The sequence below is a fragment of the Prevotella melaninogenica genome (genome assembly GCF_003609775.1).
GTDB lineage: Bacteria > Bacteroidota > Bacteroidia > Bacteroidales > Bacteroidaceae > Prevotella > Prevotella melaninogenica_A.
Genome location: NZ_AP018050.1, coordinates 1,060,159 through 1,083,496, shown reverse-complemented (window position 1 = coordinate 1,083,496; position 23,338 = coordinate 1,060,159). Strand labels below are relative to the sequence as shown.

The 23,338-nt window shown below is 39.4% G+C and carries 19 protein-coding genes; 12 read left to right on the top strand and 7 right to left on the bottom strand.

All coding sequences use genetic code 11. The features are described 5' to 3' along the window. Positions 1-268 precede the first annotated feature (268 nt). Positions 269-1,354 carry a 4Fe-4S binding protein gene (locus PMEL_RS11035; RefSeq protein WP_120175301.1) on the bottom strand — a complete coding sequence of 362 codons (1,086 nt, stop codon included), beginning with the start codon at positions 1,352-1,354 and terminating at the stop codon, positions 269-271. A gap of 245 nt (positions 1,355-1,599) precedes the next feature. On the opposite strand from PMEL_RS11035, the gene gcvT reads away from it, so the two are divergent. From gcvT to PMEL_RS10995, 8 genes are all read left to right on the top strand, one after another. Next, positions 1,600-2,685, top strand: a complete 1,086-nt coding sequence (gene gcvT, locus PMEL_RS11030; protein ID WP_120175300.1) for a glycine cleavage system aminomethyltransferase GcvT — start codon at positions 1,600-1,602, stop codon at positions 2,683-2,685. A gap of 47 nt (positions 2,686-2,732) precedes the next feature. After that, positions 2,733-3,113 (top strand): glycine cleavage system protein GcvH, encoded by a 381-nt coding sequence (gene gcvH, locus PMEL_RS11025; protein WP_120175299.1) that lies wholly within the window; start codon positions 2,733-2,735, stop codon positions 3,111-3,113. Positions 3,114-3,238: 125 nt separating this feature from the next. Then, positions 3,239-4,549 carry an aminomethyl-transferring glycine dehydrogenase subunit GcvPA gene (gcvPA, locus tag PMEL_RS11020; protein WP_120175298.1) on the top strand — a complete coding sequence of 437 codons (1,311 nt, stop codon included), beginning with the start codon at positions 3,239-3,241 and terminating at the stop codon, positions 4,547-4,549. 30 nt (positions 4,550-4,579) lie between these two features. Further along, on the top strand, positions 4,580-6,070 hold the full coding sequence (gcvPB, locus tag PMEL_RS11015; RefSeq protein WP_120175297.1) for an aminomethyl-transferring glycine dehydrogenase subunit GcvPB: 1,491 nt from the start codon (positions 4,580-4,582) through the stop codon (positions 6,068-6,070). A gap of 42 nt (positions 6,071-6,112) precedes the next feature. Further along, positions 6,113-7,477, top strand: a complete 1,365-nt coding sequence (gene lpdA, locus PMEL_RS11010; RefSeq protein WP_120175296.1) for a dihydrolipoyl dehydrogenase — start codon at positions 6,113-6,115, stop codon at positions 7,475-7,477. 736 nt (positions 7,478-8,213) lie between these two features. Continuing rightward, complete coding sequence (locus PMEL_RS11005; RefSeq protein WP_120175295.1) at positions 8,214-8,819, top strand: riboflavin synthase; 606 nt, start codon at positions 8,214-8,216, stop codon at positions 8,817-8,819. Between the two features lie 252 nt (positions 8,820-9,071). Then, positions 9,072-10,154 (top strand): sensor histidine kinase, encoded by a 1,083-nt coding sequence (locus PMEL_RS11000; protein WP_120175294.1) that lies wholly within the window; start codon positions 9,072-9,074, stop codon positions 10,152-10,154. Continuing rightward, positions 10,129-10,839 (top strand): LytR/AlgR family response regulator transcription factor, encoded by a 711-nt coding sequence (locus tag PMEL_RS10995; protein ID WP_120175293.1) that lies wholly within the window; start codon positions 10,129-10,131, stop codon positions 10,837-10,839. The genes PMEL_RS11000 and PMEL_RS10995 overlap by 26 nt, the downstream gene beginning before the upstream one ends. 99 nt (positions 10,840-10,938) lie before the next feature. Here the strand turns inward: PMEL_RS10995 and trmB are convergent, their stop codons facing one another. After that, positions 10,939-11,736, bottom strand: a complete 798-nt coding sequence (gene trmB, locus PMEL_RS10990; RefSeq protein WP_120175292.1) for a tRNA (guanosine(46)-N7)-methyltransferase TrmB — start codon at positions 11,734-11,736, stop codon at positions 10,939-10,941. 135 nt (positions 11,737-11,871) lie between these two features. On the opposite strand from trmB, the gene PMEL_RS10985 reads away from it, so the two are divergent. Together PMEL_RS10985 and PMEL_RS10980 are read left to right on the top strand one after the other, a co-directional pair. Further along, positions 11,872-12,663, top strand: a complete 792-nt coding sequence (locus PMEL_RS10985; RefSeq protein WP_120175291.1) for a Cof-type HAD-IIB family hydrolase — start codon at positions 11,872-11,874, stop codon at positions 12,661-12,663. A 73-nt stretch (positions 12,664-12,736) separates the two neighbouring features. Then, on the top strand, positions 12,737-13,369 hold the full coding sequence (locus tag PMEL_RS10980; RefSeq protein ID WP_120175290.1) for a cation diffusion facilitator family transporter: 633 nt from the start codon (positions 12,737-12,739) through the stop codon (positions 13,367-13,369). Positions 13,370-13,894: 525 nt separating this feature from the next. Here PMEL_RS10980 and PMEL_RS10975 read toward each other — a convergent pair. The 5 genes from PMEL_RS10975 to PMEL_RS10955 form a co-directional block, all read right to left on the bottom strand. Then, the gene (locus PMEL_RS10975) at positions 13,895-15,559 is read right to left on the bottom strand and encodes an AMP-binding protein (protein ID WP_120175289.1); all 1,665 of its coding nucleotides are present in this window, start codon (positions 15,557-15,559) and stop codon (positions 13,895-13,897) included. 222 nt (positions 15,560-15,781) lie between these two features. Continuing rightward, positions 15,782-17,929: a peptidylprolyl isomerase gene (locus PMEL_RS10970; protein WP_120175288.1), complete on the bottom strand. Its 2,148-nt coding sequence runs from the start codon at positions 17,927-17,929 to the stop codon at positions 15,782-15,784. A gap of 100 nt (positions 17,930-18,029) precedes the next feature. Then, a complete protein-coding gene (locus PMEL_RS10965; protein WP_120175287.1) occupies positions 18,030-19,295 on the bottom strand; it encodes a hemolysin family protein in 1,266 nt (421 codons plus the stop codon). 324 nt (positions 19,296-19,619) lie between these two features. Continuing rightward, entirely contained in the window at positions 19,620-20,270 is a 651-nt protein-coding gene (gene lptC / locus PMEL_RS10960) for an LPS export ABC transporter periplasmic protein LptC (protein WP_120175286.1), read from the bottom strand. Position 20,271: 1 nt separating this feature from the next. Next, a complete protein-coding gene (locus PMEL_RS10955; protein ID WP_120175285.1) occupies positions 20,272-21,579 on the bottom strand; it encodes a hypothetical protein in 1,308 nt (435 codons plus the stop codon). A gap of 155 nt (positions 21,580-21,734) precedes the next feature. Here PMEL_RS10955 and PMEL_RS10950 point away from each other — a divergent pair, with 155 nt between their 5' ends. Together PMEL_RS10950 and PMEL_RS10945 are read left to right on the top strand one after the other, a co-directional pair. Next, positions 21,735-22,913 carry a DUF4105 domain-containing protein gene (locus PMEL_RS10950; protein WP_120175284.1) on the top strand — a complete coding sequence of 393 codons (1,179 nt, stop codon included), beginning with the start codon at positions 21,735-21,737 and terminating at the stop codon, positions 22,911-22,913. A 6-nt stretch (positions 22,914-22,919) separates the two neighbouring features. After that, positions 22,920-23,288, top strand: a complete 369-nt coding sequence (locus PMEL_RS10945) for a hypothetical protein (RefSeq protein WP_120175283.1) — start codon at positions 22,920-22,922, stop codon at positions 23,286-23,288. Positions 23,289-23,338 lie beyond the last annotated feature (50 nt).

The window sequence follows — 23,338 nt, the reverse complement described above, 5'->3', positions numbered from 1 at the left end:
CTTTTAGCTTCTAAAAGATGCTCAATTGGCTTGCAAGAGACGCCCTTTTGAAGTCTAACTAACGCCCTTTTGAAGCCTTAGTAAGCACCTTTCCAAACATACATTTATAACCAACTCATAGAAAGAGAGTTACAAAAGCGAACGAAGTAGTACGCTTTCTCGCTTTATTAAGGGATTTATCAAGAAACAATGTAAATAAAATTCAGCACTATCCAAATACCCTTACCTATCTTTCCAGATAGATGAGGGTATTTTATATTATCATCATTTATACCCACTTCGTTACCTTAGTTGTAGGCAACTTTAACAAACTTCCCATCGGACAAACAAAGCGACAATAAGGACGTGGGACAAAAAACGATAACAAAATAAAGACTACAGCTATCAAAATGATTACCCAAACTGCTGAATTAAAGACAAAAGCAACAAATAGTTCATAATCCATCCACTGTGACCAAACGCCTGCAAGCATTAAGAGCATCAATACCCAAAACAAAACCTTACGGAAATGATCAAGATATTCTGTCGTCTGCTTACTCATCTTCCACTTATTATGATTTGCCATACCTGCTAACTCTTGTACAGAACCTAACGGACAGACGTGAGTACAATAGTAATTCTTCTTGCCAAAGAGAGGGTAAACAAAAGCTGTTATCAGCATAACGATAGGAATCAGTGATATCCAAACATTGATACCTCCTGACATTAAACCAACAAGAACAGACCAGGAAATAAATGTACCGCCCCATAGTCCTAAAACAACAAAGTTCAACAAGAGTTGAAAAACACGATATCGCTTGTTCTTAACAAACAAAGGAATAATAGCTGCCATGAGCACAACGAATAATCCAATTATCGTCTTCGCACGTAAGTCAAGTTTATCAAAGAATGAGGTCTCTTTCACATTCTTAGCAGCATACTGCAAACCAGCTTTCATATTACCGATAATAGCATTTGACGTGTAAGTTGCACCTGTCACACCATCTATCCTCATAGCTAACGCTTGTTCAGTAGTTTTACCATTCCACCGATCTAACAACTCGCTGGCTTCATGCATAAATTCTGGAGTCTCTGAATTATGTAATGCCTTCACTTGCTGTACTTTTCCTTTCTTCAAGTAAATCTCTAATGGAACAACACCAGCAAAGCCTTTTACGTCCTTTGCTAAATAAGTTGTATTGAGAACGACAGTACCATCATCCAATGTACGAAGAGTATCTATCTTATTCTTTGTTACTTGCTTATCCTTACTCAACACATAGTTACCCAATAGCTTTCCATCACGTTGTACTGCGGCCACAGCCAAAACCAATATGCAAGCTAATAGATAAATTATTTGTTGTAAATTCTTCATTAAACTGATACATCTTTTATTCTGAGAATTGCAAATGTACGAATAAATATCGAAATCAACTTAACACACACTATATATAACTTAGCTTTTTCATACTTTAACTTTATTAACATCAAAATTCTATATTTTTATTTTGTCTCTTCATTGCTTTTCTCTATATTTGCAATCGACTTAATTTTTAGGTCTACCTAAACATATACTTACAGGCTACCAAACGAAGAACCAAACTTATAAACCTAAACAATATGACAAATCAAAGAACTTGCCTATATGACCGACACGTTGCATTAGGCGCACTTATCACCCCTTTTGCAGGATTTGATATGCCCATCCAATATACTGGGATTATCGATGAACACAATGCGGTAAGAGAACATTGTGGAGTATTTGATGTTTCTCACATGGGAGAAGTAATTGTATCTGGCCCTGAGGCTGATAGATTCATTAATCATATCTTTACAAATGACGTAAACGGACTTGCTGCAGGCAAGGTGCTCTATGGTATGATTTGCTATCCTGATGGTGGGGTTGTAGACGACACATGTATCTGTAAGCTTGACGACCGTCTATACCTTATGACTATCAATGCTTCAAACATTGATAAGGACGTAGCATGGATTAAACAGAATGCAGAAGGCTTCGATGTTGTTATTGAGAACAAGAGCGAAGCATACGGACAGTTGGCAATTCAAGGTCCAAAGGCAGAAAGCATGTTAGAAGATGTACTCGGTCTTGCTTGTAAAGAATTAAAGTTCTATGAGGTAAAACGTTTGCAGCAAGATGGTGTTGAAGTTATCGTTTCTCGTACAGGTTACACGGGCGAAGATGGCTTTGAAGTTTATGGTACACCTGAGTATATCGTTAAGGTGTGGGATAAACTGATAGAAGCAGGAGTCAAACCATGTGGATTGGGCTGCCGTGACACTTTGCGTTTTGAAGTGGGCATGCCACTCTATGGCAATGAACTTTCTGACAAGATAACCCCTGTTATGGCTGGATTATCAATGTTCGTGAAGTTTGACAAAGAAGAGTTTATCGGTAAGGAAGCTCTCCTAAAACAAAAGACAGAAGGAGTCAGCCAGCGTCTCCGTGGTATTGAGTTGGATGACAACGCTATTCCACGTCATGGATACAAGGTTTTAAAAGACGGTGTAGAAGTTGGTGAAGTCACCACTGGCTACCGCCTCATCTCAGTAGAGAAGAGTTGTGCTGTAGCATTGGTAGACGCTTCTATTCAGATGGGCGACAGACTTGAAATCCAAATCCGCAAGAAGACTTTCCCTGGAACCGTAGTTAAGAAGAAGTTCTACGAGAATCATTATAAGAAATAAGATTTACACAAAATCTATAAAGCTAATAAACAATCAAAAATAATATTATGGCAAAAGTAATTGAAGGACTCTACTATTCAGAGTCACATGAATTCGTGAAAGTAGTAGGTGCGTTTGGCTATATCGGTATTACCGATTATGCACAGCACGCTTTGGGTAACATTGTTTATGTTGACATGCCAGAAGTTGATGATGACATTGAGATAGACGAAGATTTCGGTGCTATTGAGAGTGTTAAGGCAGCTTCTGATCTCAAGGCTCCTGTATCAGGTAAGGTGATTGAAGTAAATGAGGCATTAGAGGATGAGCCTGACTTGCTTAACAAAGATGCTTACGAAAACTGGATTATTAAAGTTGAACTTACAGATACCGCAGAGCTAAAGAATCTTATGGACGCTAAGGCTTACGAGGAGTTCTGTGCTGAATAAAGTTCTACGAAACAATATATGTAGGCGTTTATAAGTGCTAATAGGCGATGATAGAAAGCCTATCATCGCTTATAAACGCTTGTGTGTACTTATAGCCTACTACTAACCTAATCAATCCTAAACAAATGATTCATAAGTTTTTACCTCATACTAATGAGGATATTCAACAGATGCTTGAGCGTATTGGCATAAAGAATCTTGATGAACTTTATGCAGAAGTACCGGAAAGCATCCGTTTTAAGGGAGATTATGACATTCCTGAAGCAATGAGCGAGTTAGAAATACGCGCTTTCTTTGAGAAGCTTGGCCAAAAGAATAATATGCTCACTTGCTTCGCTGGCGGTGGTGTGTATGATCACTACACACCAAGTGCTATTCAACATCTTATCAGTCGTTCAGAGTTTCTTACATCATATACCCCCTATCAAGCTGAAATTTCACAAGGTACACTCCATTATATCTTTGAGTTCCAAAGTATGATGGCAGAACTTACAGGTATGGACATTGCCAATGCCTCTATGTATGAAGGCACGACAGCGACAGCTGAAGCAATGATGGTAGCTTTCGACAATGCCAAGAAGGCTGACACTGTATTATACTCTGAAACATTGTGTAAGAATATCGTTGGTGTACTGAAGACTTACGCACACTTCCATGGTATCAAACTCAAAGCTATTAAGGCGGTAGATGGTGTAACATCACATGACGACTTAAAGAACCAAATGAACGCAGGTGGTGTGGCTGGCGTTATCGTACAACAACCTAATTGTCACGGAATTATAGAAGACTTTACAGGCTTTGCAGATACTTGTCATGATAACAAAGCATTGTTTGTTATTAATAGTGTTGCTGCCGACCTTGCATTGTTAAAGACACCGGGAGAATGGGGAGCAGACATTGCCGTAGGTGATATTCAGAGTCTTGGACTTCCAATGGCATTTGGTGGACCTTACGCAGGATACATGTGTTCAACAGAAAAGCTTATGCGTAAACTTCCGGGACGTATCGTTGGCAAGACACTTGACAGTCGTGGACAACGTGTATTCGCCTTGACCCTCCAAGCACGTGAGCAACATATCCGCCGCCAAAAGGCAACATCGAACATCTGCTCTAACCAGAGTTTGATGGCACTTTACGCTACGATCTACATGAGTATTATGGGAAAAGAAGGTGTAAAGGAAGCTGCACAAATAGGTTATGATGGCGCACATTATCTTTGCGAACAACTTATTGGTACAGGCAAAGTTAAACTTACTTACGATAAGCCTTTCTTTAACGAGTTCCTTATTCAGTTAGAAGACCGAGACACCTTCTTCGATAAGGCTATCAAACAGGGCATTCTTCCAGGAATTAAGGTTGATGATGACAAACTCCTTATTGCCGTTACTGAGAAACGAACAAAAGAGGAGATTGATACACTCGTCGGTTTATTATAGTCACACAACGTTTTTAAAATCTAAGCAACAATGAATAATAAACTATATGGCAATCTGATATTTGAGTTATCACATCCAGGAAGACGTGCTTATAGCCTCCCTGAGAATCGTTTTGGACATCATCCTCTACCCGACTTCTGCAAACGAGAGAAAGATGCAGAGCTACCTGAATGTGATGAATTGACGGTTGTACGTCATTATACTAACCATAGTGAAAACAACTTTGGTGTTGACAATGGCTTTTACCCTTTGGGGTCTTGTACGATGAAGTACAATCCTGTCATCAATGAGGAGATAGCCTCAATGCCTTCTTTTACAGCCCTTCACCCTCATCAGCCTATTGAAACAGTACAAGGTGCATTGGAAGTAGAATACAACATCCAACGCGCTCTTGTTTCAATTACGGGTATGGCGGAAGTTACGCTTAACCCATACGCTGGTGCTCATGGTGAGCTAACAGGATTGATGCTGATTGCATCTTATCATCATCAGCGTGGTGATATGAAGCGAACAAAGGTTATTGTACCTGACTCAGCTCATGGCACGAACCCAGCTTCTGCTGCAGTATGTGGCCTGGAGATTGTAGAAGTAAAGAGTACAGCTGAAGGACTTGTTGATGTCAACGACTTAAAACCTCTCTTAGGTGACGACATCGCGGGTATGATGATGACAAATCCTAATACCTTAGGACTCTTTGAGAAAGATATTCCAGAGATAGCAAAACTAATACATGATTGTGGTGGTCTGCTATATTATGATGGTGCAAACCTAAATCCATTGTTAGGTGCAGCACGCCCTGGAGATATGGGCTTTGATGTTATTCACCTCAACCTTCACAAGACATTCTCAACCCCACATGGTGGAGGTGGTCCTGGTGCTGGTCCTGTTGGTGTTTGCGAGAAACTGATACCATTCCTACCGAAGCCTCATGTAAGAAAGACTGAGGATGGCTTTGTGATTGATAATCCAGATACCACAGGAGAGTTCTCATCTTCTAATATCCGTATCAGTGGTTATCTTGGTAACTTCCTCGTTATCCTTCGTGCCTATACATACATCCTAACACTTGGTAAAAAGCATCTTAATGAGGTTGGACCATTTGCTACTCTAAATGCAAACTATATCAAGGAATGTCTGAAGAATGATTACGAACTTCCTATTGACAGCCTTTGTAAGCATGAGTTTGTATTCGATGGTCTGAAGGATAAGAGTACAGGTGTTACAACGATGGATGTTGCAAAACGCTTACTCGATTATGGTTATCATGCTCCAACAATATATTTCCCACTTCTGTTCCACGAGGCAATGATGATTGAACCTACAGAAACAGAGAGTAAGGACACTATTGATGGCTTTATCGAGGTTATGCATACCATTGCCAAAGAGGCTCGTGAGAATCCTGAACTTGTAAAGGGAGCACCATACGACACCCCTATTGGACGTGTAGATGACGTACTTGCAGCCAAGCATCCAATTCTTACTTACCGTCAGCTTATCAACGACGTACAAGAAGAAGTATAGCAATCCTATACTTTAAAAACAATAACTCTATAGAGTTTGAATATGAAAAAAACAAATCTATTAATAATCGGTTCGGGACCTGGTGGTTACCGAACCGCTTCCTATGCTGCTCAGAATGGTTTGGAAGTTACAATTATTGAGAAAGCACAACCCGGTGGAACCTGTCTGAATGCAGGCTGTATACCAACAAAGTGTCTTGCGCATGACGCAGAGCTACGCCTTACGACTTCCTCTCTTTACGACACGACTCCCCCACTCGATTTTACAAAGGTAATGGAAAGAAAGGAAGGGGTCATCAATCAACTTAGAGAGGGTGTAAGCACTTTACTTAGTCAGCCAGGCATAGACTTTATTGTAGGTGAGGCTCGCTTTGTTTCTGACCATATTATTGAAGTGAATGGCGAACAGATAGAAGCCGATCATATTATCATTGCCACTGGCTCACGTTCAAAGATGCCTCCTTTCATGAGCGAGGAAGATTTCTTAAATCAGTCTGAAACAGCGCAGAACATTGTTACATCCACAGAATTACTTTCTATTGCGAAGGTTCCTCAACGCCTTACAATCATTGGTGCTGGAGTTATCGGAATGGAATTTGCCTCAGCTTTCTCTGCTTTTGGTAGTGAAGTGACCGTCATAGAGTTTATGAAGGAATGTCTCCCTCCTATTGACAGCGATATAGCTAAACGATTAAGGAAAACATTAGAGAAAAGAGGTGTGACCTTCTATATGCAGAGTGCCGTAAAACAAATCCTATCACCTGCAGAAAGTGGACAAGACCACACAACAGTTGTATTCGACAAAAAGGGCAAAGAAGATAGAATTGATACCGACCTTGTATTGATTGCTACTGGTAGACAAGCTAACTTCGACAACATCGGTATAGAATCAACTGGCATAGAAGTAAACACAAAGGGGATTGTTGTCAATGACAATATGGAAACCAATGTTAAGGGAGTATATGCTATCGGTGATGTCAATGCACGCCAAATGTTAGCTCATGCTGCAACTTTCCAAGGCTTCCGTGCTGTCAATCATATTCTAGGAAAGAACGACAACATCCGTCTTGATATTATGCCATCTGCCATCTTTACATATCCAGAAGCTGCTTGCGTGGGTAAGACTGAAGACCAGTGTAAAGCTGAGGAAATCAAGTACTCTACTCGAAAAGGTTTCTATCGTGCCAATGGTAAGGCTCTAAGTATGGAAGAAACGGAAGGTATGATAAAGGTGCTGATAGCTGAAGATGGCTCTATATTGGGCGCACACTGCTATGGCGCTCATTCTGCTGACCTTATTCAAGAAGTTGCAACTTTAATGAATTATGATGCTAAGATGGATAAGATACGAGATATCATTCACATCCATCCAACATTGAGTGAAATTCTACAAGATGCACTCCTCTAAAAAATAGGGATATTAGTATCATTCTTTAAAATGACAATAATGAGCCTTTCTTCCCTCATTTAATCAACGTGCTGATACTTAGCACGTGTGGTGCGGAGGCTTAGCACCAATTGTGCGGAGGATTTAACGCCTTCTAATATATGGTCAAGACGAGAGCAAATTGTTGTCAAAAGAAGGTTATAAAACCAATAAACTATTAAAGTTATACACAAAAGAATATTATCATTTCTGCTCCTTTCTACACAAAGAACAAAGGGATTCACCTCTATAAGTAAATACTTTTAAGTATAAAATGTTTGGAGGATAAAAATCTTTATACTAACTTTGCAGACAGAAAGGATACAGATTTAGTCGTATCGATTCGATCGGGATAGTCATCAAATAAATTAGAAAACCCGAGATGACTTCTTTTGTTAATGGCGGGCCACATAAATCGCATTTCAGCGACTAAGCCGCAAGGTCAGTGGATTACAAAGACGAGGAGCTCTCTTATCATTGATACTCGGACTTTTCATCACATCGTCGATACGACTTTTCTAATTCCCATTTCGTATAAGAAGAGGGATTGAGGTGGGGTTCCAAAGTGGTACCCCACCTTTTTCAATTATTCAAGTATATAGTAATTATGTAAAACTTAACCTCCTATAAGTAGCCTGTGAAGTTATAAAAGATTATTTATCGATACTTATATAACCCTCCAGACTTTCTTAAAGGGGATAATAAAAGAAAATTAGCTATGTTCTCAGGCATTGTAGAAGAGATGGCAATCCTCAAAGGGATTGAGCATGAACAGGAGAATATCCACTTCACCTTTCAATGTTCATTCACAAAGGAATTGAAGATTGACCAAAGTATTGCACACAATGGTGTGTGCCTTACTGTCGTTCGCTTCCAAGACGACACCTATACAGTTACAGCTATGAAAGAAACCCTTGAACGCTCAAACTTAGGCTTGCTCAAAGTGGGAGACCGTGTCAATATAGAACGTTCAATGATAATGAACGGCAGATTGGATGGTCACATCGTACAAGGTCACGTCGATCAAACTGCAAAGTGTGTTAATATGGAAGATGCGGACGGTAGCACATACTTCACTTTCGAATATCCATGCAACCGAGAGATGGCACAACGTGGCTATTTTACTGTTGACAAAGGCTCTGTTACGGTCAATGGTGTTTCATTGACAGTTTGTGAACCAACAGATAATAGCTTTAAAGTAGCCATCATTCCTTACACACGTGAGAACACCAATTTTGCCGACATTAATGTAGGTACTGTTGTAAACCTTGAGTTTGACATTCTTGGCAAATATATAGCACGCTTAAACAGCTTTACAAAATAGATATTGTAAACATTTATTGTCAAGATAACAAATAACCCTAAACGACACTAAAAACATAGTATACAAAGCTATTTCAGTGTCTTTTAGGGTTGTTATATTACAAAAATAAATTAATTACATGGCTTTCGTATATACATAATAATTGGTTAATGTAAAAAAAACTCACATAATCAATCAATACATTTTATTTTACAAAAAGTTTTATTACCTTTGTTTGCAGATATAGATTATACAGACAAACAAAAGTAATAAATGAGGAAACAAATAGACATATTTAAGAGCTTTTGGAACCAAATTATCATTTGGCTTCCACTTTTCCTCATTCCCATTTTGTATGCTCCGCATGAACATACATCATGGCAAAACGACTTGTCTATATATATCATTCCCCTTTCAATGATGGCAGTTGCATATACTAATTATTTTGTACTTGCACCCATGCTGTTAAAGGGACGTAAGAAAAACTTCTGGGTAATCAACACACTGCTCATCCTTATCCTATCTATTGTACAGCATGAGTGGTTGTACTATATCTCAGGTGAGCATGACTTAATGACTTATCCATACCAAGTCTTTGTTGAAAACAAAGAAGACAAATATGTTTATCCACACATATTCTTCATTGTGCGTAATATCTTTAACCTAAGTATCTGCGCTGGTGTCGCAACATCAATACTGATGGCACAGCGTTGGTCAAAGGCTGAGAAGGAAAAGCGTGAGGCTGAAACAGCAATGACAAAAGCTGAGTTGGTGAATTTACGCCAGCAAGTTAACCCACATTTCTTGCTCAACACAATGAATAATATCTATGCGCTTACAGCTTTCGATACTGAAAAGGCGCAGAAAGCTATTATCGACCTTTCAAAGATGTTACGACATATTCTCTATGACAACCAGCAGCCTTACGTCTGCCTGAAGGAAGAGGTAGAGTTCTTACACAACTATATCGACTTGATGATGATACGCATACCAGAGAATGTAGAAATCAAACGAGAGTGTAACATTCCATCTAATTGCAAGATTCATGTTGCCCCAATGATTTTTATTTCATTGTTGGAGAACGCCTTTAAACATGGTATTAGCCCAGAGCAAAAGAACTTTATTCATATAAAGTTAGATGCTAACGATGAGAATATCATTTTCTCCATTCAGAATAGTAACTATCCTAAGGGAGAAGCAGAAAGGAATGGTCATGGTATAGGCCTTAAACAAGTAGAGCGCCGTCTTGAGCTTGCTTATCCAGGTAAGTACAAGTGGGAAAAGGGATTTGATAGTAATAGAAATACATATTCATCTAAAATCATCATTTATGACACTAAACTGTATAATCATTGACGACGAACCTTTAGCAGCAGACTTGCTTGCAAGTTATGCAAAGAAAACACTCTTTTTAAACTTAATTGGTGTTTTTAATAGTGCTGTAGAAGGCGTAAAAGCCATCCGTGAGAATAGGGTTGACCTCATATTCTTAGATATACAGATGCCTGAACTTAGCGGATTGGAGTTTGCTAAGATTCTACCTAAGGAAACTAAGATTATTTTCACAACAGCATTCAGTCAGTATGCTATTGATGGTTATAAGGCAAATGCTATTGATTATCTTATGAAACCTATTAGCTATGATGATTTCTTAGCAGGTGCAAACAGAGCTTTAGACTGGTTCCAAAGTACCCGTCAGACAGAGAACGCTTCAAACGACCGTTTCATCTTTGTCAAGAGCGAGTACAAACTGGTTAAAATTATGTTTGATGACATCCTCTATATTGAAGGATTGAAGGACTATGTTAAGATTTATCTTGCTAACGATCATAAGCCAATTATGAGTCTGATGAACATGAAAAAGATTGAGGAGTCACTTCCTAAACCAGAATTCATGCGTATTCATCGCTCCTACATCGTACACATGAAGAAGATTGATGGTATTGATCGTTTCCGTGTTGTTATGGGTGACGCTATCCTTCCAATATCTGATAGTTATAAGACTATGCTTCAAGATTACCTTGACGGTCATACGTTATAAGTTTGATTATAACCCAATAAAAATATTAAAGACACTAACCCCTATATCTTTAAAAGGAATAGAAGTTAGTGTCTTTTTTATGTTCTAACGCAATATATACTACTTACTCGTAGTCAATCCACTACGCTTCGTACGTTTGAAAGAACGGTAGTCATCAAGTTCTATCTCAATATCTGGTTCTACCAATTCACCCGTTCTTGGCAACTGGAACTTCATATATTTAATATTCAATCCACGTTCAATCCACTGATTTTCATAGTAAGTATGAATACCAAGAATTTCACGTGTCTTCTCATCCATCTGAGTTTCTGCAACACTCCCCTCTCCTAACTCATTACCATAAAGATCTTCTGTACGGAACAGAACTGGTAGTTGATTCACATTAACCATATAGGTGGTATATGTAAAGAGGAAGTTTGAATCCGTTTTAAGGTGAACAATACCTCCATCTATCAAGAAACGACGATAACGGTTCATGAAGAAGGTGGAAGTCAAACGCTTATGCACATTCTTCATCTGTGGATCTGAGAAAGTAAGCCATATCTCCTGCACCTCATCTTCACTGAAGAAACGGTCGATAATCTCAATACTTGTACGCAGAAAGGCTACGTTCTCCAACCCTTCTTCCAAAGCTTGTTTAGCACCTGTATAGATACGAGCACCCTTGATATCAACACCTATAAAGTTGATATTTGGGTAGACACGTGCCAAACCAACAGTATATTCACCTTTACCACAGCCCAATTCGAGCACAATAGGGTTATCATTATGGAAATACTGTTCACGCCAATGACCCTTCATTTCAAACGGAACCTCACTGATAACGCCATAAGGATATTGGAAAACGTTCTTGAACGTCTCCATCTCTGCAAATTTCTGTAACTTACCTTTACTCATGGGTGCAAAGGTACAACAAAAATAAAGAATGTGCCTTAAGGAGAAGTATTTAATTTATTTAGACAGACTGCACAACTATAATTTTATCTGATTACAATATAATTTTGTACCTTTGTACTCCAAAAGAGATTCATCATGGCAATTAAAGCAGCATTCTTCGATATAGATGGTACCTTGGTATCCTTTCAGACGCATGAGATTCCAGCATCTACAATAAAGGCTATCGAGCAAGCAAAAGAACAAGGTGTGAAGATATTCATCTCCACAGGACGTCCTGTAGCTATCATCAACAACATTGATGCTATCCGTCATCTTGTTGATGGATATATCACCTTTAATGGTGCTCGCACCTTCATTGGCGACGAAGATATAGCTTTGATGCCTATTCCCGAAAATGAGGTACGAGCTATGATTGAGGATGCCAGCCGTCGCGACTATGCCGTTTTGGTATGTGGTAGAGATGTAGTTGCACTCCACAATCATAAACCAATCTTCGATGAAATCTTCGTTCAAGGTCTGGGTGTTACTAATATCGACATAACTCGACCAGTAGAACCATTACTTAACCAACCTGTTCTTCAACTCACTCCTTTCTTCAGTGAAGAATATGAGAAGGATATTTTTTCATCAATGCCACATTGTGTTTCGGCACGTTGGCATCCAAGTTTCACCGATATTACCGTGCAGGGAGCTGACAAAGGAAACGCATTAAAGCAGATGACAAAACATCTTGGCATCAGCCTTGAAGAATGTATCGCCTTTGGTGATGGAGGAAACGACATGACTATTCTCCAGACAGCAGGTATTGGTGTAGCAATGGGAAATGCTTATGAAGGAGTGAAGGCTGTAGCTGACTACGTTACAACAAGTGTAGATGAGGACGGAATACGTAATGCTTTCATACACTTTGGAATTATAAACAATTAAGGATTAAAGATAATGGCTGTTGAATCTCAATTCAGAGGTGAACTGAGTCATTGATTAGAAATAAAAGAAAACTATGTCAAATAATATAAAGCGTTCTTCACAAGAAAAACGTACTGCCTTTGTGGTAGTCTTCGCCTTCTGTGTGATGCTTGCAGAGATTATCGTGGGACTATCTTCCCATTCGATGGCACTCTTTGCAGATGGCGTCCACATGGGTTCACACGTATTAGTTATCGGACTAAACTGGGCTGCCTACGTATTAGTACGTTACTTGCAAAGTAAGGGTACAACGCATTACGATACAGAAAAGATATTAAACTTAGCTGCGTTCACAAGTGGTATATTACTGGTTTTCACAGCTATCTTTATCATTGTAGAAGCAGTAGAGCGATTCTCAGCACATGGAGAAATCCTCAACTACGAACTTGCATTAACAACAGCAGGAATAGGTTTGGTTGCTAATACTATCAGTGCATTAGTACTTCATGGTCATCATGGAACAGCAGACTATAACAGCCATGCTGCCTATCTTCATGTCCTTTCTGACGCCTTGACAGAGATCGGTGCCATCATCGGAATCCTCTGTGCAATGTTTTGGAACATTACTTGGATTGACTCAGCAGTTGCTGTTGTCAGCGCATTGGTTGTTCTCCGCTGGGCAAAAAGATTATTATGGGACACAGGTAGATCATTGACAAAATCATAAATCTACCTGTCATTGCATACATGCTACCCAAAACCAGAACTTTTTACAGTGATTAAACTTATCTTTTCACACTAAAAGTAGACTAAAATTTCCCTACCAATAGGTTGTAAAATTTATTACAAAGTCCATTGTCCAATATGCTATTTTACACGTAAAGTAAGCTTTATTTCGCGCAAACACAATCATCTGACAATCAAAATGTTACAAGACAGCCTTATTAAAGACGCTTAGTAAGACTTCAAAAGGGCGTTAGTAAGACTCCAAAAGAGCATCTTTTAGAAGCCAATTAAGCATCTATTGGTCCCTTATTAAGCCTCTATTAAATTTTACGATGTGAATTTATTTTACACTACATGCTTATAGTAACATTATTATAAAGGGCGACCTTATACCCTTCTCTACTATAACTCGAAATAACAAAAGGGAAAAAATAAAAGAGGGATATAAATCTCCTTCTATCCATAGTAGCATAAAATGCTGGATAAAAGTGGATTTATATCCCTGATATTCTAATAGATAAGAGAGTTATTCTGTGTATAAGAATCGTTTGATAGACTTCTTTGGTGTTTTCTCAAACTCTTCTTCTTGAATACGAATCTCAGCGACCTTGCAGTAAGCTGGTACAATTGTATTCAACTGTGTACGGTTCTCCTCCATAATATTCTTGAGGTCATCCGCATTGAGTCCTAAATTCTGAGCTTCATCGTAATCAGGATGTACCAAGCCGATAAGCTTTTCACCATTCTGAATAACCAAGCATTCAGCTACGAGAGGCAGAGAATTCAATTTGTCTTCTATCTCCTCTGGGTAAATGTTCTGTCCGTTACTTCCGAGAAGCATATTCTTAGAACGACCCTTAATAAAGACATTACCATCTTCATCCATCAAACCGAGATCACCCGTATGGAACCAGCCATCCTTATCAATTGTCTGACTTGTATCTTCCTCATTCTTGTAGTAACCCAAAAGAACGTTAGGACCCTTTGTAAGAATCTCACCTGGCACGTTCGCTGGATCAGAGCTATTGATACGCACTTCCTGATGTAAAGCAGCCTGACCGCAAGACCCCTGCTTGAAAGTCTGCCAGTCACGATAACAGATAATTGGGCCACACTCCGTTGCACCATATCCCACGGTATATGGGAACTCTATGCGACGCAAGAAGCTCTCAATTTCACCATTGAGCGCAGCTCCACCAATAATAATCTCGTAAAGATTACCACCAAATGCTTGATATACCTGCTCACGAATCTTTGCACGTACCTTCTTATTAATTACTGGCATATTCAGAAGGAGACGCATACGATTGTTCTGAATCTTTGGAAATACTTTTTTACGAATAATCTTCTCAATTACCAAAGGTACTGCAATCATAATGACAGGCTTTACCTCTTGAAGTGCTTGAGATATAATCGCTGGAGAAGGAATGCGTGTCAGATAGTAAATATGAACACCAGAGAGGAATTCAAAGATAAACTCAAATGACATTCCGTACATGTGAGCCATAGGGAGAATACTGATAACATTATCTCCTGGCTTGATAACATGACCTAAAACGTGCTTACCAAAGTCTGCATTACTCCATAAAGAACGATATGGAAGCATTACACCCTTAGAACGACCAGTCGTACCACTGGTATAATTTATCAAAGCAAGTTCATCTGGACTCTGTTCACGATAGTAGTGAATATGCTCTGGGCGGAAATATTTTGGATAACGACGTCCGAACTCCTCATTAAGATGTTCGCGTGCATAAGTCAGCTTTTCCGTACGACTTAATACCAAAGAATAATCTGGAATATAGATAATTCCCTCTAAGTTTGGCATCTTCATTGCGTCAACCTGTGTCACAACGACATCACCAACAAAGAGAAGCTTTGCATCTGAGTGATTGACAATGTTATGAATCTGCTCTGGCATGAACTCATGCAAGATAGGCACAGCAACAGCACCATATGTAAGTACAGCGAGGAATACAGCTGCCCATGCTGAAGAGTTTCTTCCACAGAGTGCTATCTTGTCACCACGTTTTACACCACTTGCCTCAAACATAATGTGCAACTTTTCAATTTTTCTTGCAACATCATGATATTGAAGGGTCTTACCTTTATAATCTGTAAGAGCATCACGGTCCCAATGTTCGATGATACTCTTCTCTATTAATTCATTAAAACTTGGAATCTTTTCCATTGCACAATATTTCAATCTGTGTGCAAAGATACATATTTATAAGCACATTTCAAAATATTATGTGCAGAAAAGTATAAAGATAAGCTTAAATAGCACCATTAAGAATTAAAATACGCATAGTAGTGAATCTTCTTAAAACCAAAGAAGAAAGCTATATCGAAAACAAAAAGACGGATGTACTTTAATTGTACATCCGTCTTATATATAAGGTGAAATAATCTCTTAGAAGAAAAGATAACGGTTATCAACAACCTTTGCCTTAAGGATAAGATCCTGCATAAAGTTGCCTACCAACTGCATATTCATCTGAGCAGCCTGCTGCATTGTCAAAGTCTCGTCGTACTTAGACCCTGCACGCATAGCCTTCTTCTCTACCTGGAATACGTAAACACCAGCGTTACCCTTCACAGGAGCCTTAGAGAACTTGCCTGCTGCTGTACCTGCAACTGCACCTGAGAGAGCTGGCTCAACAGAACCTGTTGCCTGTACGAAAGCTGGAGCAGCAAAAGTAATCTGATTAACAGGAGAAACCTTAGCACCCTTAGCCTGAGCTGCCGCAATAGAGTTTACACCCTTGAGCTTAGCCATAAGCTTCTCAGCCTTCTTATCCTTAATAACCTCACGTTTGAGGATTTCCTTCACCTGAGCATCATCCCATGAACGATAGCCCTGTGGATGAATACCTGTCAAAGCAATAACCAGGAGGTGATCATTGTCACCACACTCATAAAGAGGTGAAACCTGACCCTGCTTAGCTTCGAAGAGCCACTTGAGTGCGTCACGTGTACCACGGATACCTGCAATATAGTGCTCTGCTGTTGAGAGATCATTGAGTGACTGAACCTGATAACCAGACTTAGGAGCATTCTTCTCAAGGTCAGCTACAGTAGAACTCTTAGCAACAAACTCAGAGAACTTATTGTAAGCATTGCTGCGTGTAGCCTTAGAGAAGTCTACGATCTTCTTAATAACAGCAGCAGTTGTCTTTGTTGTAAAGGCCTTCTTATCAAGTACCTGAAGAATGATATTACCCTGTGTAAGAGCAAGATTCTGCGTTGCATTCACCTCACCATTGAGCAGAGCATTTATAAATGTACGATTATCCTGATTCATACTTGGAGCCATCTCGTACTGCTGACCAGTAAACCATACCTTCTCACCAGTCTGACCATAACGCTTTGCGAGTGCATCGAAATCTGCACCACCAGCCAATGCCTTCTGGATAGAGTCTGCCTTAGCGCGTGCCTCATCAATAGTAGCAGCAGCGATATTAATCTGACGGAACTGGATTGAGTCTGCCAACTGTGCCTTAGAAAGTACGCGAATGATATTCAATGTATTGTCTTGAGCGTTTTCAATCACACCAGTTGTACCTACTGAAAGTGAATCAATCTTTGATGCAATGTCAGGATACTGCTGATAAGCCTTATTGCTTACAGGAAGGCCAAGATAAGGAATTTCAGATCCACTCTTGCTAACAACAGCAGCAGGATCTACTGCAGAAGCAAGTTGCTTCTGGAAGTCGTTCATCTCCTTAACAACCTGACTGCGGTCTGCAGCACTTGCCTTAATCTGGAAGTCAACAAACTTGATATCACGTGTCTCAACATTCTGGCGGAAAGCTGGCTTGAGTTCTTCATACTTAGCCTTGAGGTCATCGTCTGTCACCTTAACATCAGCATCCTTTATTGTGCTGTAAGCCAAAGAAGCAAGTTGAATCTGACTTTCCTCGTTATTATCCTTGAAAGCCATCTTAGCCTCAGCCTTGTTTGAGAGAACACAACTTGCAAGCAGTGCCTGATACTTCTGCCCAAGCAACTGTGTGCGAAGGTTCTTCTCAACAAAGAGCCAGTAGTCATAAACAGCCTGCATCTGCTCCAACTGTGGAGACTTTGCAGCCTTTGCCTTGTTGTAGCTATCAAAGAACTGCTTAAGTGCGTTTACGTCAAAACGACCAGTCTGCTGGTTAACAAATGGAGTCTGAGCCAACATAGGGTTAGTACCCTCATTCAATACGTTCTGAATCTCAGCCTCTGTAACAGTAAGACCAACCTTCTCTGCATCAGCCTCGATAACACGATTACTTACAAGCTGCTGCCAAACTTGATCCTTTACTTGATTAAGTTCTTGGTCGGTGAGGTTGTCACGTTGCATAGTGAACTTAATTGCTGACTGATATTCATCAATCAACTTCTGATAGTCCTGGACGCTAATCTTTTTGCCCAGGATTTCTCCAATCTGCTGACGTGCTTCGCCCTTGATACCATCACAAGAGCGAGCCGCATCTCCAGCTAAGAACGCAAACAAAGCAATACCGATAGCGCCTACCAGTATGCCACCTTTGCTTCTGATTTTTCCTAATGCTGCCATTTTAGATTTATTATTTGATTTTAATTATTCTATTCAATATGACAAATTGCCCACAAAAATACAAAAAAAAGGGCAAGTATCATAATTTTTCATTCAGAAATTACTCTGTACCATTGACTTTTAGCCGTACGAGTTCTATTTTTGTCATGGTCTTCTTGATTATCTTAAACTCATATTGTCCAACGATAACGATTTCATTCAGTTTTGGGAAACTTTGATAGACGTGCAACAATAAGCCTCCAACGGTCATATAATCATCGTTCTCTGGCAAGTCAAGATTGAACATTTCATTCACTTTATCAATCTCTAAACGAGCCGAAAGAACGTATTCGCTGTCGTTTATTTGCTTAGCAATATACTTTGTATTATCATGCTCATCCTCTATCTCACCGAAGATTTCCTCTACAATGTCTTCCAATGAAACAATACCACTTGTTCCACCAAACTCATCCACAACCACTCCCAAACTTTTCTTCTGGACAAGGAAAACCTGCATAAGTTTATGTGCTGCCATCGTCTCTGGCACAAACGGCATCTGTCGGATATGATCTTTCCAGTTCTTTGGAGAACGGAACATCTCAGAAGAGTGAATATAACCCTTGATATGATCGATATCTCCTTCATAAACAACAATCTTAGAGTTACCGCTCTCTATGAACATCTGCTGTAGTTCTTCCAGTGTACAATTCTCTTCAACTGCCTTTATCTCAGTACGTGGCACCATACAATCACGCACCTTGGTATCTTGAAACTCCAAAGCATTTTGGAAGATCTTTACCTCGTCTTCTATATCGTCATCGCTCTGAGCATTCTCAATAGTACTCTGTACAAGGTGGTCGAGGTCTATCCTCGTAAAGGTTCCGTCTGATTCTTTCTCATCCATCTTTACACCAACAAGACGCAAAAGAACTCGCGCAAGAAAGGTTGCAAAGCGACTAATAGGCCAAAGGATAATAAAAAAGACATACGCCAATGGGGCAAAAAAAGTAAGTAAGCGGTTAGGATTACTCTTAAATAGCGTTTTAGGTAAGAACTCACCTGTAAAAAGGATAACAAGTGTCGACGCCAAAGTATCTAATACAACACGTGTAGCAGAATCGAACATTGCAAATAGCGTCGTATCAAATATCTGAGCAAAGAAGATACCATAGATAACAAGAACTATGTTGTTACCAACAAGCATCGTAGAAACAAAACCATTCGGATTATTATAATAGATGGTTAGACACTTTTGGGCAATACCATTCTTCTCTTTGTCCATCTCCGCAAGAAGACGATTACTCGCAACAAAGGCAATCTCCATTCCTGAGAAGAATGCAGAGAGTACCATTGTTATTATTATTCCTATAATTAAACTTATATCCAATTTCTATTACTATTTAGTGCGACTTGGTAAACAGTTCCCCGTATATGTTAGCCATAAGTTTCTTTCTGTTTATGACAGTTATGAACCTATTTTCTTGTTTTCTGCTATTGTGTTGACGCCCAACACATATCGTGCTAAGGCTTAGCACCAGTGGTGCGGAGCATCAAATGCAATGCAACAGATTAATGAGAGGAGAGCAACTTGTTGTTAGAAAAGAAGTTCTACGAATTAACTTGCTATTCTTAAGGCAACACGATACTATCTGTTTTTAGAGAGCTAATGCATGGTAGGGTTATTATTTAAGATTTTATAGAACTGCAACAATTACTTTTGATTTACAACTGGTCCTTTCATACTATCAACACGTGTGGTATCAATAGGTGTAAAAGGAGGATTAGCAGGAGACATAAACTCTTCTTTAGAGAAAATACCCCACCCCTTTGTCTGACGTATCTCGTAATTTGTCATCTGCTCATCGCTATGGAACCAGTTTCCTTGCAACTCCTTATCAGGAGTCTTGAGGTGTGAATAAGTATATGACCACATCTCATGGTTACGCTCATCCCAATAGAGTTCATTGCTATAAAAGGTGAGTCCCTGCGCTGTGAGGATTCTAACACGCCCTCTTAGTTCCCAACGACGGTCCTTATCAAAGTAAACAGCAGAGTCACATTGAATATAACCCACTACATGTTTCTTCAAATCAAATTGAGTAAGCAGTATTCCTTTATTAAAAGTCCATCGTGAAGGCTTTCTATTCTCATTAATTTCCCAACGCTCAGTAACAATACGATATTTGATTACACCTGAATCAGAAATAAGCGTATTGACACCGTATGTTGTCATAACCGGCACAGAGTCACGGTCATGAATAGCAGGAGCGGTATGCTCACGTTCCTCCGAACAGGAAACCATGGCATAGCTCGCTGTTAATAGCACCAAACCAATGAAAAGTGAATAAAGGCTTGAACGCATATTATTCAACCTTGAACTTAGCAAACCAACGCTCATTGAAGGTGAAACCAACGTTGATACGGAATGTATTTTCCTTGACCATTCCCGTAACACTCTGGTTTACCCACTCTGCGCTGATATTCAACATACTACGGTTATTATAGGCATTAAGGATTGGAATACCAACACCAAGGCTTGCTGAAAGCTCGCGTGGTCCATCCACACCATTAATCTTCAAATAAGGACTTGCATAGCTAAGACCTGCACGATAGTGCATACGACTAAAGAAACCACGATAGCGTTCGCCTTTACAATAATCACCACCCAGTGTTAACTTATGACGATCATTGAATTGTCCATCAACAAGGTTATAACCAGTTGTGCCATTGACTGTGCTTAATTGTGGATACTTTAAGTTAGCCCACTTCTGCAACTGATAGTCAACACCGAACTTCAAGCGGTTATTATGATTCCACATCAAACCAACACCAAAAGTATGAGGAAGTTCAAGAGAGTTTGAAACAACATAACGAGTTGTATCAGAAACGCTTGTCTGTGAATTTGTTGAAATCAGGTTACACTCAGCATCAGCTCCTAAACTATGTCCAAGAGAATAAGTAAGACCCAAGGTCAACTCATTCTTCTTATCAATAGCATAAGTATATTGCGCACCAAAGTCTGCCTTGTAGCTCTTAACTTGTGTAGAGTAATTCTTTGACAACGTATTTACATAGCTATCGCTATATGTGTTTGTTGAGTTACGATTCAATGTTCCCCATAAGTAACCGATGTTTGCACCAAATGAGAAACCCTTGAAAGGCTCCCAACCTGCACCTAAATAAACAAGATGCAAACCACCATTACCATTATATGTGTTAGAATACGTAGCATTGGTTGAAGATGTACTTGGGAAAGCATTGACGTTCTGAGTGTTGCTAAAATTGTAACCAACATTTGTATAAGGTAAAATACCAAAGCTAACACCCACATGCTTAAACGCTCTGAACGACGCAACAACATACTCAATATCAGCATTTTTAGCATTAACTTTATTGCCGTTTTCCTCAAAATTAGTCAACTGAAGACTAACACCTGCATCAAATATGAATGAAAGAGAGTCAACAGAAGCGTATGAAGCAGGGTTCGCATAGTTCACCTGATTACGCTCATGAAAACCGTATGCCAATCCATTCATACCACGATTAAAACTTGTTGCCTGAGATGCCAAAGCGCCTAATCCATACTGACTATATGGAGAGTTAGTTCCGCTCTGAGCTGACACTTGTACTGCAAGACCTGCAAGGAACGCTGCTGCAATTATCTTTTTCATTCGCTTTCTTTTTCTTATTCTGACGATATGTCTAAACAATATATTGGCGCAAAGTTATTAAAAAAAATCTATATTGCAGAAAAACAAGAAAGGATTTTGATTTTTAATAAGCTTTCTTTGTGCTCTCATGCTTTTTTACTACCTTTGCGGAGAAAATGAAAAAGGGATTATTATATATTGTACTGACTTTCATCCTGTCTGTTGTTAACGCTACAGCGGGGGTTCAGTCTATGACTAATCCTGATAGCATTCAGATATCCCTTTTGACGTGTTCACCTGGTAAAGAAGTCTGGGCACAATATGGTCATACCGCTATTCGCTATTACGACAAAGAAAGCGGAGAAGACCTTGCTATCAACTATGGTATTTTCTCCCTTGACCAAACCTACTTTATCCCTCGTTTTGTTCTTGGTATGACAGACTATCGCATGGGAGTTCAACCTATGGATATATTCCTTGCTCAATATAGTTATGAAGGGCGAGGAGTTGTCGAACAGGTTCTTAATTTATCAGCTGAAGATAAAGAGGTTATCTATAAAGCATTGCAGGAGAACATGAAGCCTGAAAATGTAGTTTATCGCTACAACTACTTCTTTGATAACTGCACCACAAGGGCACGTGATATGCTCGCCAATCACCTCCATGGAAAGATTGTTTATCCACCAGCAGAAGAAGATGCAACGTTCCGTTCTATGATTCATAAATGGAACAACAAATATAAATGGTCACAGTTCGGAGAAGACCTTCTACTCGGTGTGAATGCTGATCGTAAGACAACAAAGTCTGAACAGCAATTTCTTCCAGAGAACTTAAGGAGTGACTTTGACAAAGCAAGATACAACGGAAAACCTTTAGTAAAGGAAACTAACGTACTATTGGATGCTGAAACAGAAGTGGCAGAACCAGGTTTTCCACTTTCTCCGCTATCTATAGCACTCATATTTGCAGTTATCAGTCTTGTAATGATGCTCTTTAGCTATCGCAGACAGCAGGTTTATTGGGCGTGGGATTTAGTTTTAATGCTAACATCAGGGCTCATGGGAATTATCTTCTTTATAATGATTTTCTCACAACATCCATGTGTTAGTTTGAATTTCAACCTATTCTTCTTTAATCCTTTACCATTGTTCTTCCTTTATAGTACACTGAAAAAGAAGAAGGTAACATGGTGGAAAATATGGGGAGTCCTTATCATTTTAGGACTTTTCGGAAGTTTATTCCAAGAAATACCACTGCCAATACTAATTGTGGCATCATTCTTGCTATTACATTGCATAGTACATTTGCGAATTAATAAAGCGGTTGCAACAACCGTGAGTGATTCTAAGAAATAAAAGATAATGAATAAATACATCACCGCATTACTTGTTGTCCTTGCGGCAACAGGAGTCGAGGCACAGAGCTATCAATCTGCGCTAAAGATTGCGTTGGGTGATGTTAACATTGAAGACCTTTGTCATCAACAAGCGTTTAAGGGCGTTGAACAGGAAATCCTATCAGTTCTTGAAGCCTTTAAACAGATTAAAGAGGACGAAGAAACAGAGCCAGCACAAAGCAAAGCAGTCTTTGTGACAGACTTACACGACAATTATTCCATAGCTTTAACATCTCAATCAAATAATAATCAGGAATCACAACTATTCCTTCCTAATCCTTCTTTAAGGACTGGAATCAAGATTCGTGCACCCAGTTTACTTCCTTTAGTGTAATAAACAATGTTACAAAACATAGATATATAGAAGTAAATAAAGAGGTAAAA

What these genes read in the sequence shown, in the direction of transcription:
- PMEL_RS11035 (WP_120175301.1), bottom strand. Translation starts at nt 1,354, where the DNA reads ATGAAGAATTTACAACAAATAATTTATCTATTAGCTTGCATATTGGTT.
- gcvT (WP_120175300.1), top strand. Translation starts at nt 1,600, where the DNA reads ATGACAAATCAAAGAACTTGCCTATATGACCGACACGTTGCATTAGGC.
- gcvH (WP_120175299.1), top strand. Translation starts at nt 2,733, where the DNA reads ATGGCAAAAGTAATTGAAGGACTCTACTATTCAGAGTCACATGAATTC.
- gcvPA (WP_120175298.1), top strand. Translation starts at nt 3,239, where the DNA reads ATGATTCATAAGTTTTTACCTCATACTAATGAGGATATTCAACAGATG.
- gcvPB (WP_120175297.1), top strand. Translation starts at nt 4,580, where the DNA reads ATGAATAATAAACTATATGGCAATCTGATATTTGAGTTATCACATCCA.
- lpdA (WP_120175296.1), top strand. Translation starts at nt 6,113, where the DNA reads ATGAAAAAAACAAATCTATTAATAATCGGTTCGGGACCTGGTGGTTAC.
- PMEL_RS11005 (WP_120175295.1), top strand. Translation starts at nt 8,214, where the DNA reads ATGTTCTCAGGCATTGTAGAAGAGATGGCAATCCTCAAAGGGATTGAG.
- PMEL_RS11000 (WP_120175294.1), top strand. Translation starts at nt 9,072, where the DNA reads ATGAGGAAACAAATAGACATATTTAAGAGCTTTTGGAACCAAATTATC.
- PMEL_RS10995 (WP_120175293.1), top strand. Translation starts at nt 10,129, where the DNA reads ATGACACTAAACTGTATAATCATTGACGACGAACCTTTAGCAGCAGAC.
- trmB (WP_120175292.1), bottom strand. Translation starts at nt 11,736, where the DNA reads ATGAGTAAAGGTAAGTTACAGAAATTTGCAGAGATGGAGACGTTCAAG.
- PMEL_RS10985 (WP_120175291.1), top strand. Translation starts at nt 11,872, where the DNA reads ATGGCAATTAAAGCAGCATTCTTCGATATAGATGGTACCTTGGTATCC.
- PMEL_RS10980 (WP_120175290.1), top strand. Translation starts at nt 12,737, where the DNA reads ATGTCAAATAATATAAAGCGTTCTTCACAAGAAAAACGTACTGCCTTT.
- PMEL_RS10975 (WP_120175289.1), bottom strand. Translation starts at nt 15,559, where the DNA reads ATGGAAAAGATTCCAAGTTTTAATGAATTAATAGAGAAGAGTATCATC.
- PMEL_RS10970 (WP_120175288.1), bottom strand. Translation starts at nt 17,929, where the DNA reads ATGGCAGCATTAGGAAAAATCAGAAGCAAAGGTGGCATACTGGTAGGC.
- lptC (WP_120175286.1), bottom strand. Translation starts at nt 20,270, where the DNA reads ATGCGTTCAAGCCTTTATTCACTTTTCATTGGTTTGGTGCTATTAACA.
- PMEL_RS10955 (WP_120175285.1), bottom strand. Translation starts at nt 21,579, where the DNA reads ATGAAAAAGATAATTGCAGCAGCGTTCCTTGCAGGTCTTGCAGTACAA.
- PMEL_RS10950 (WP_120175284.1), top strand. Translation starts at nt 21,735, where the DNA reads ATGAAAAAGGGATTATTATATATTGTACTGACTTTCATCCTGTCTGTT.
- PMEL_RS10945 (WP_120175283.1), top strand. Translation starts at nt 22,920, where the DNA reads ATGAATAAATACATCACCGCATTACTTGTTGTCCTTGCGGCAACAGGA.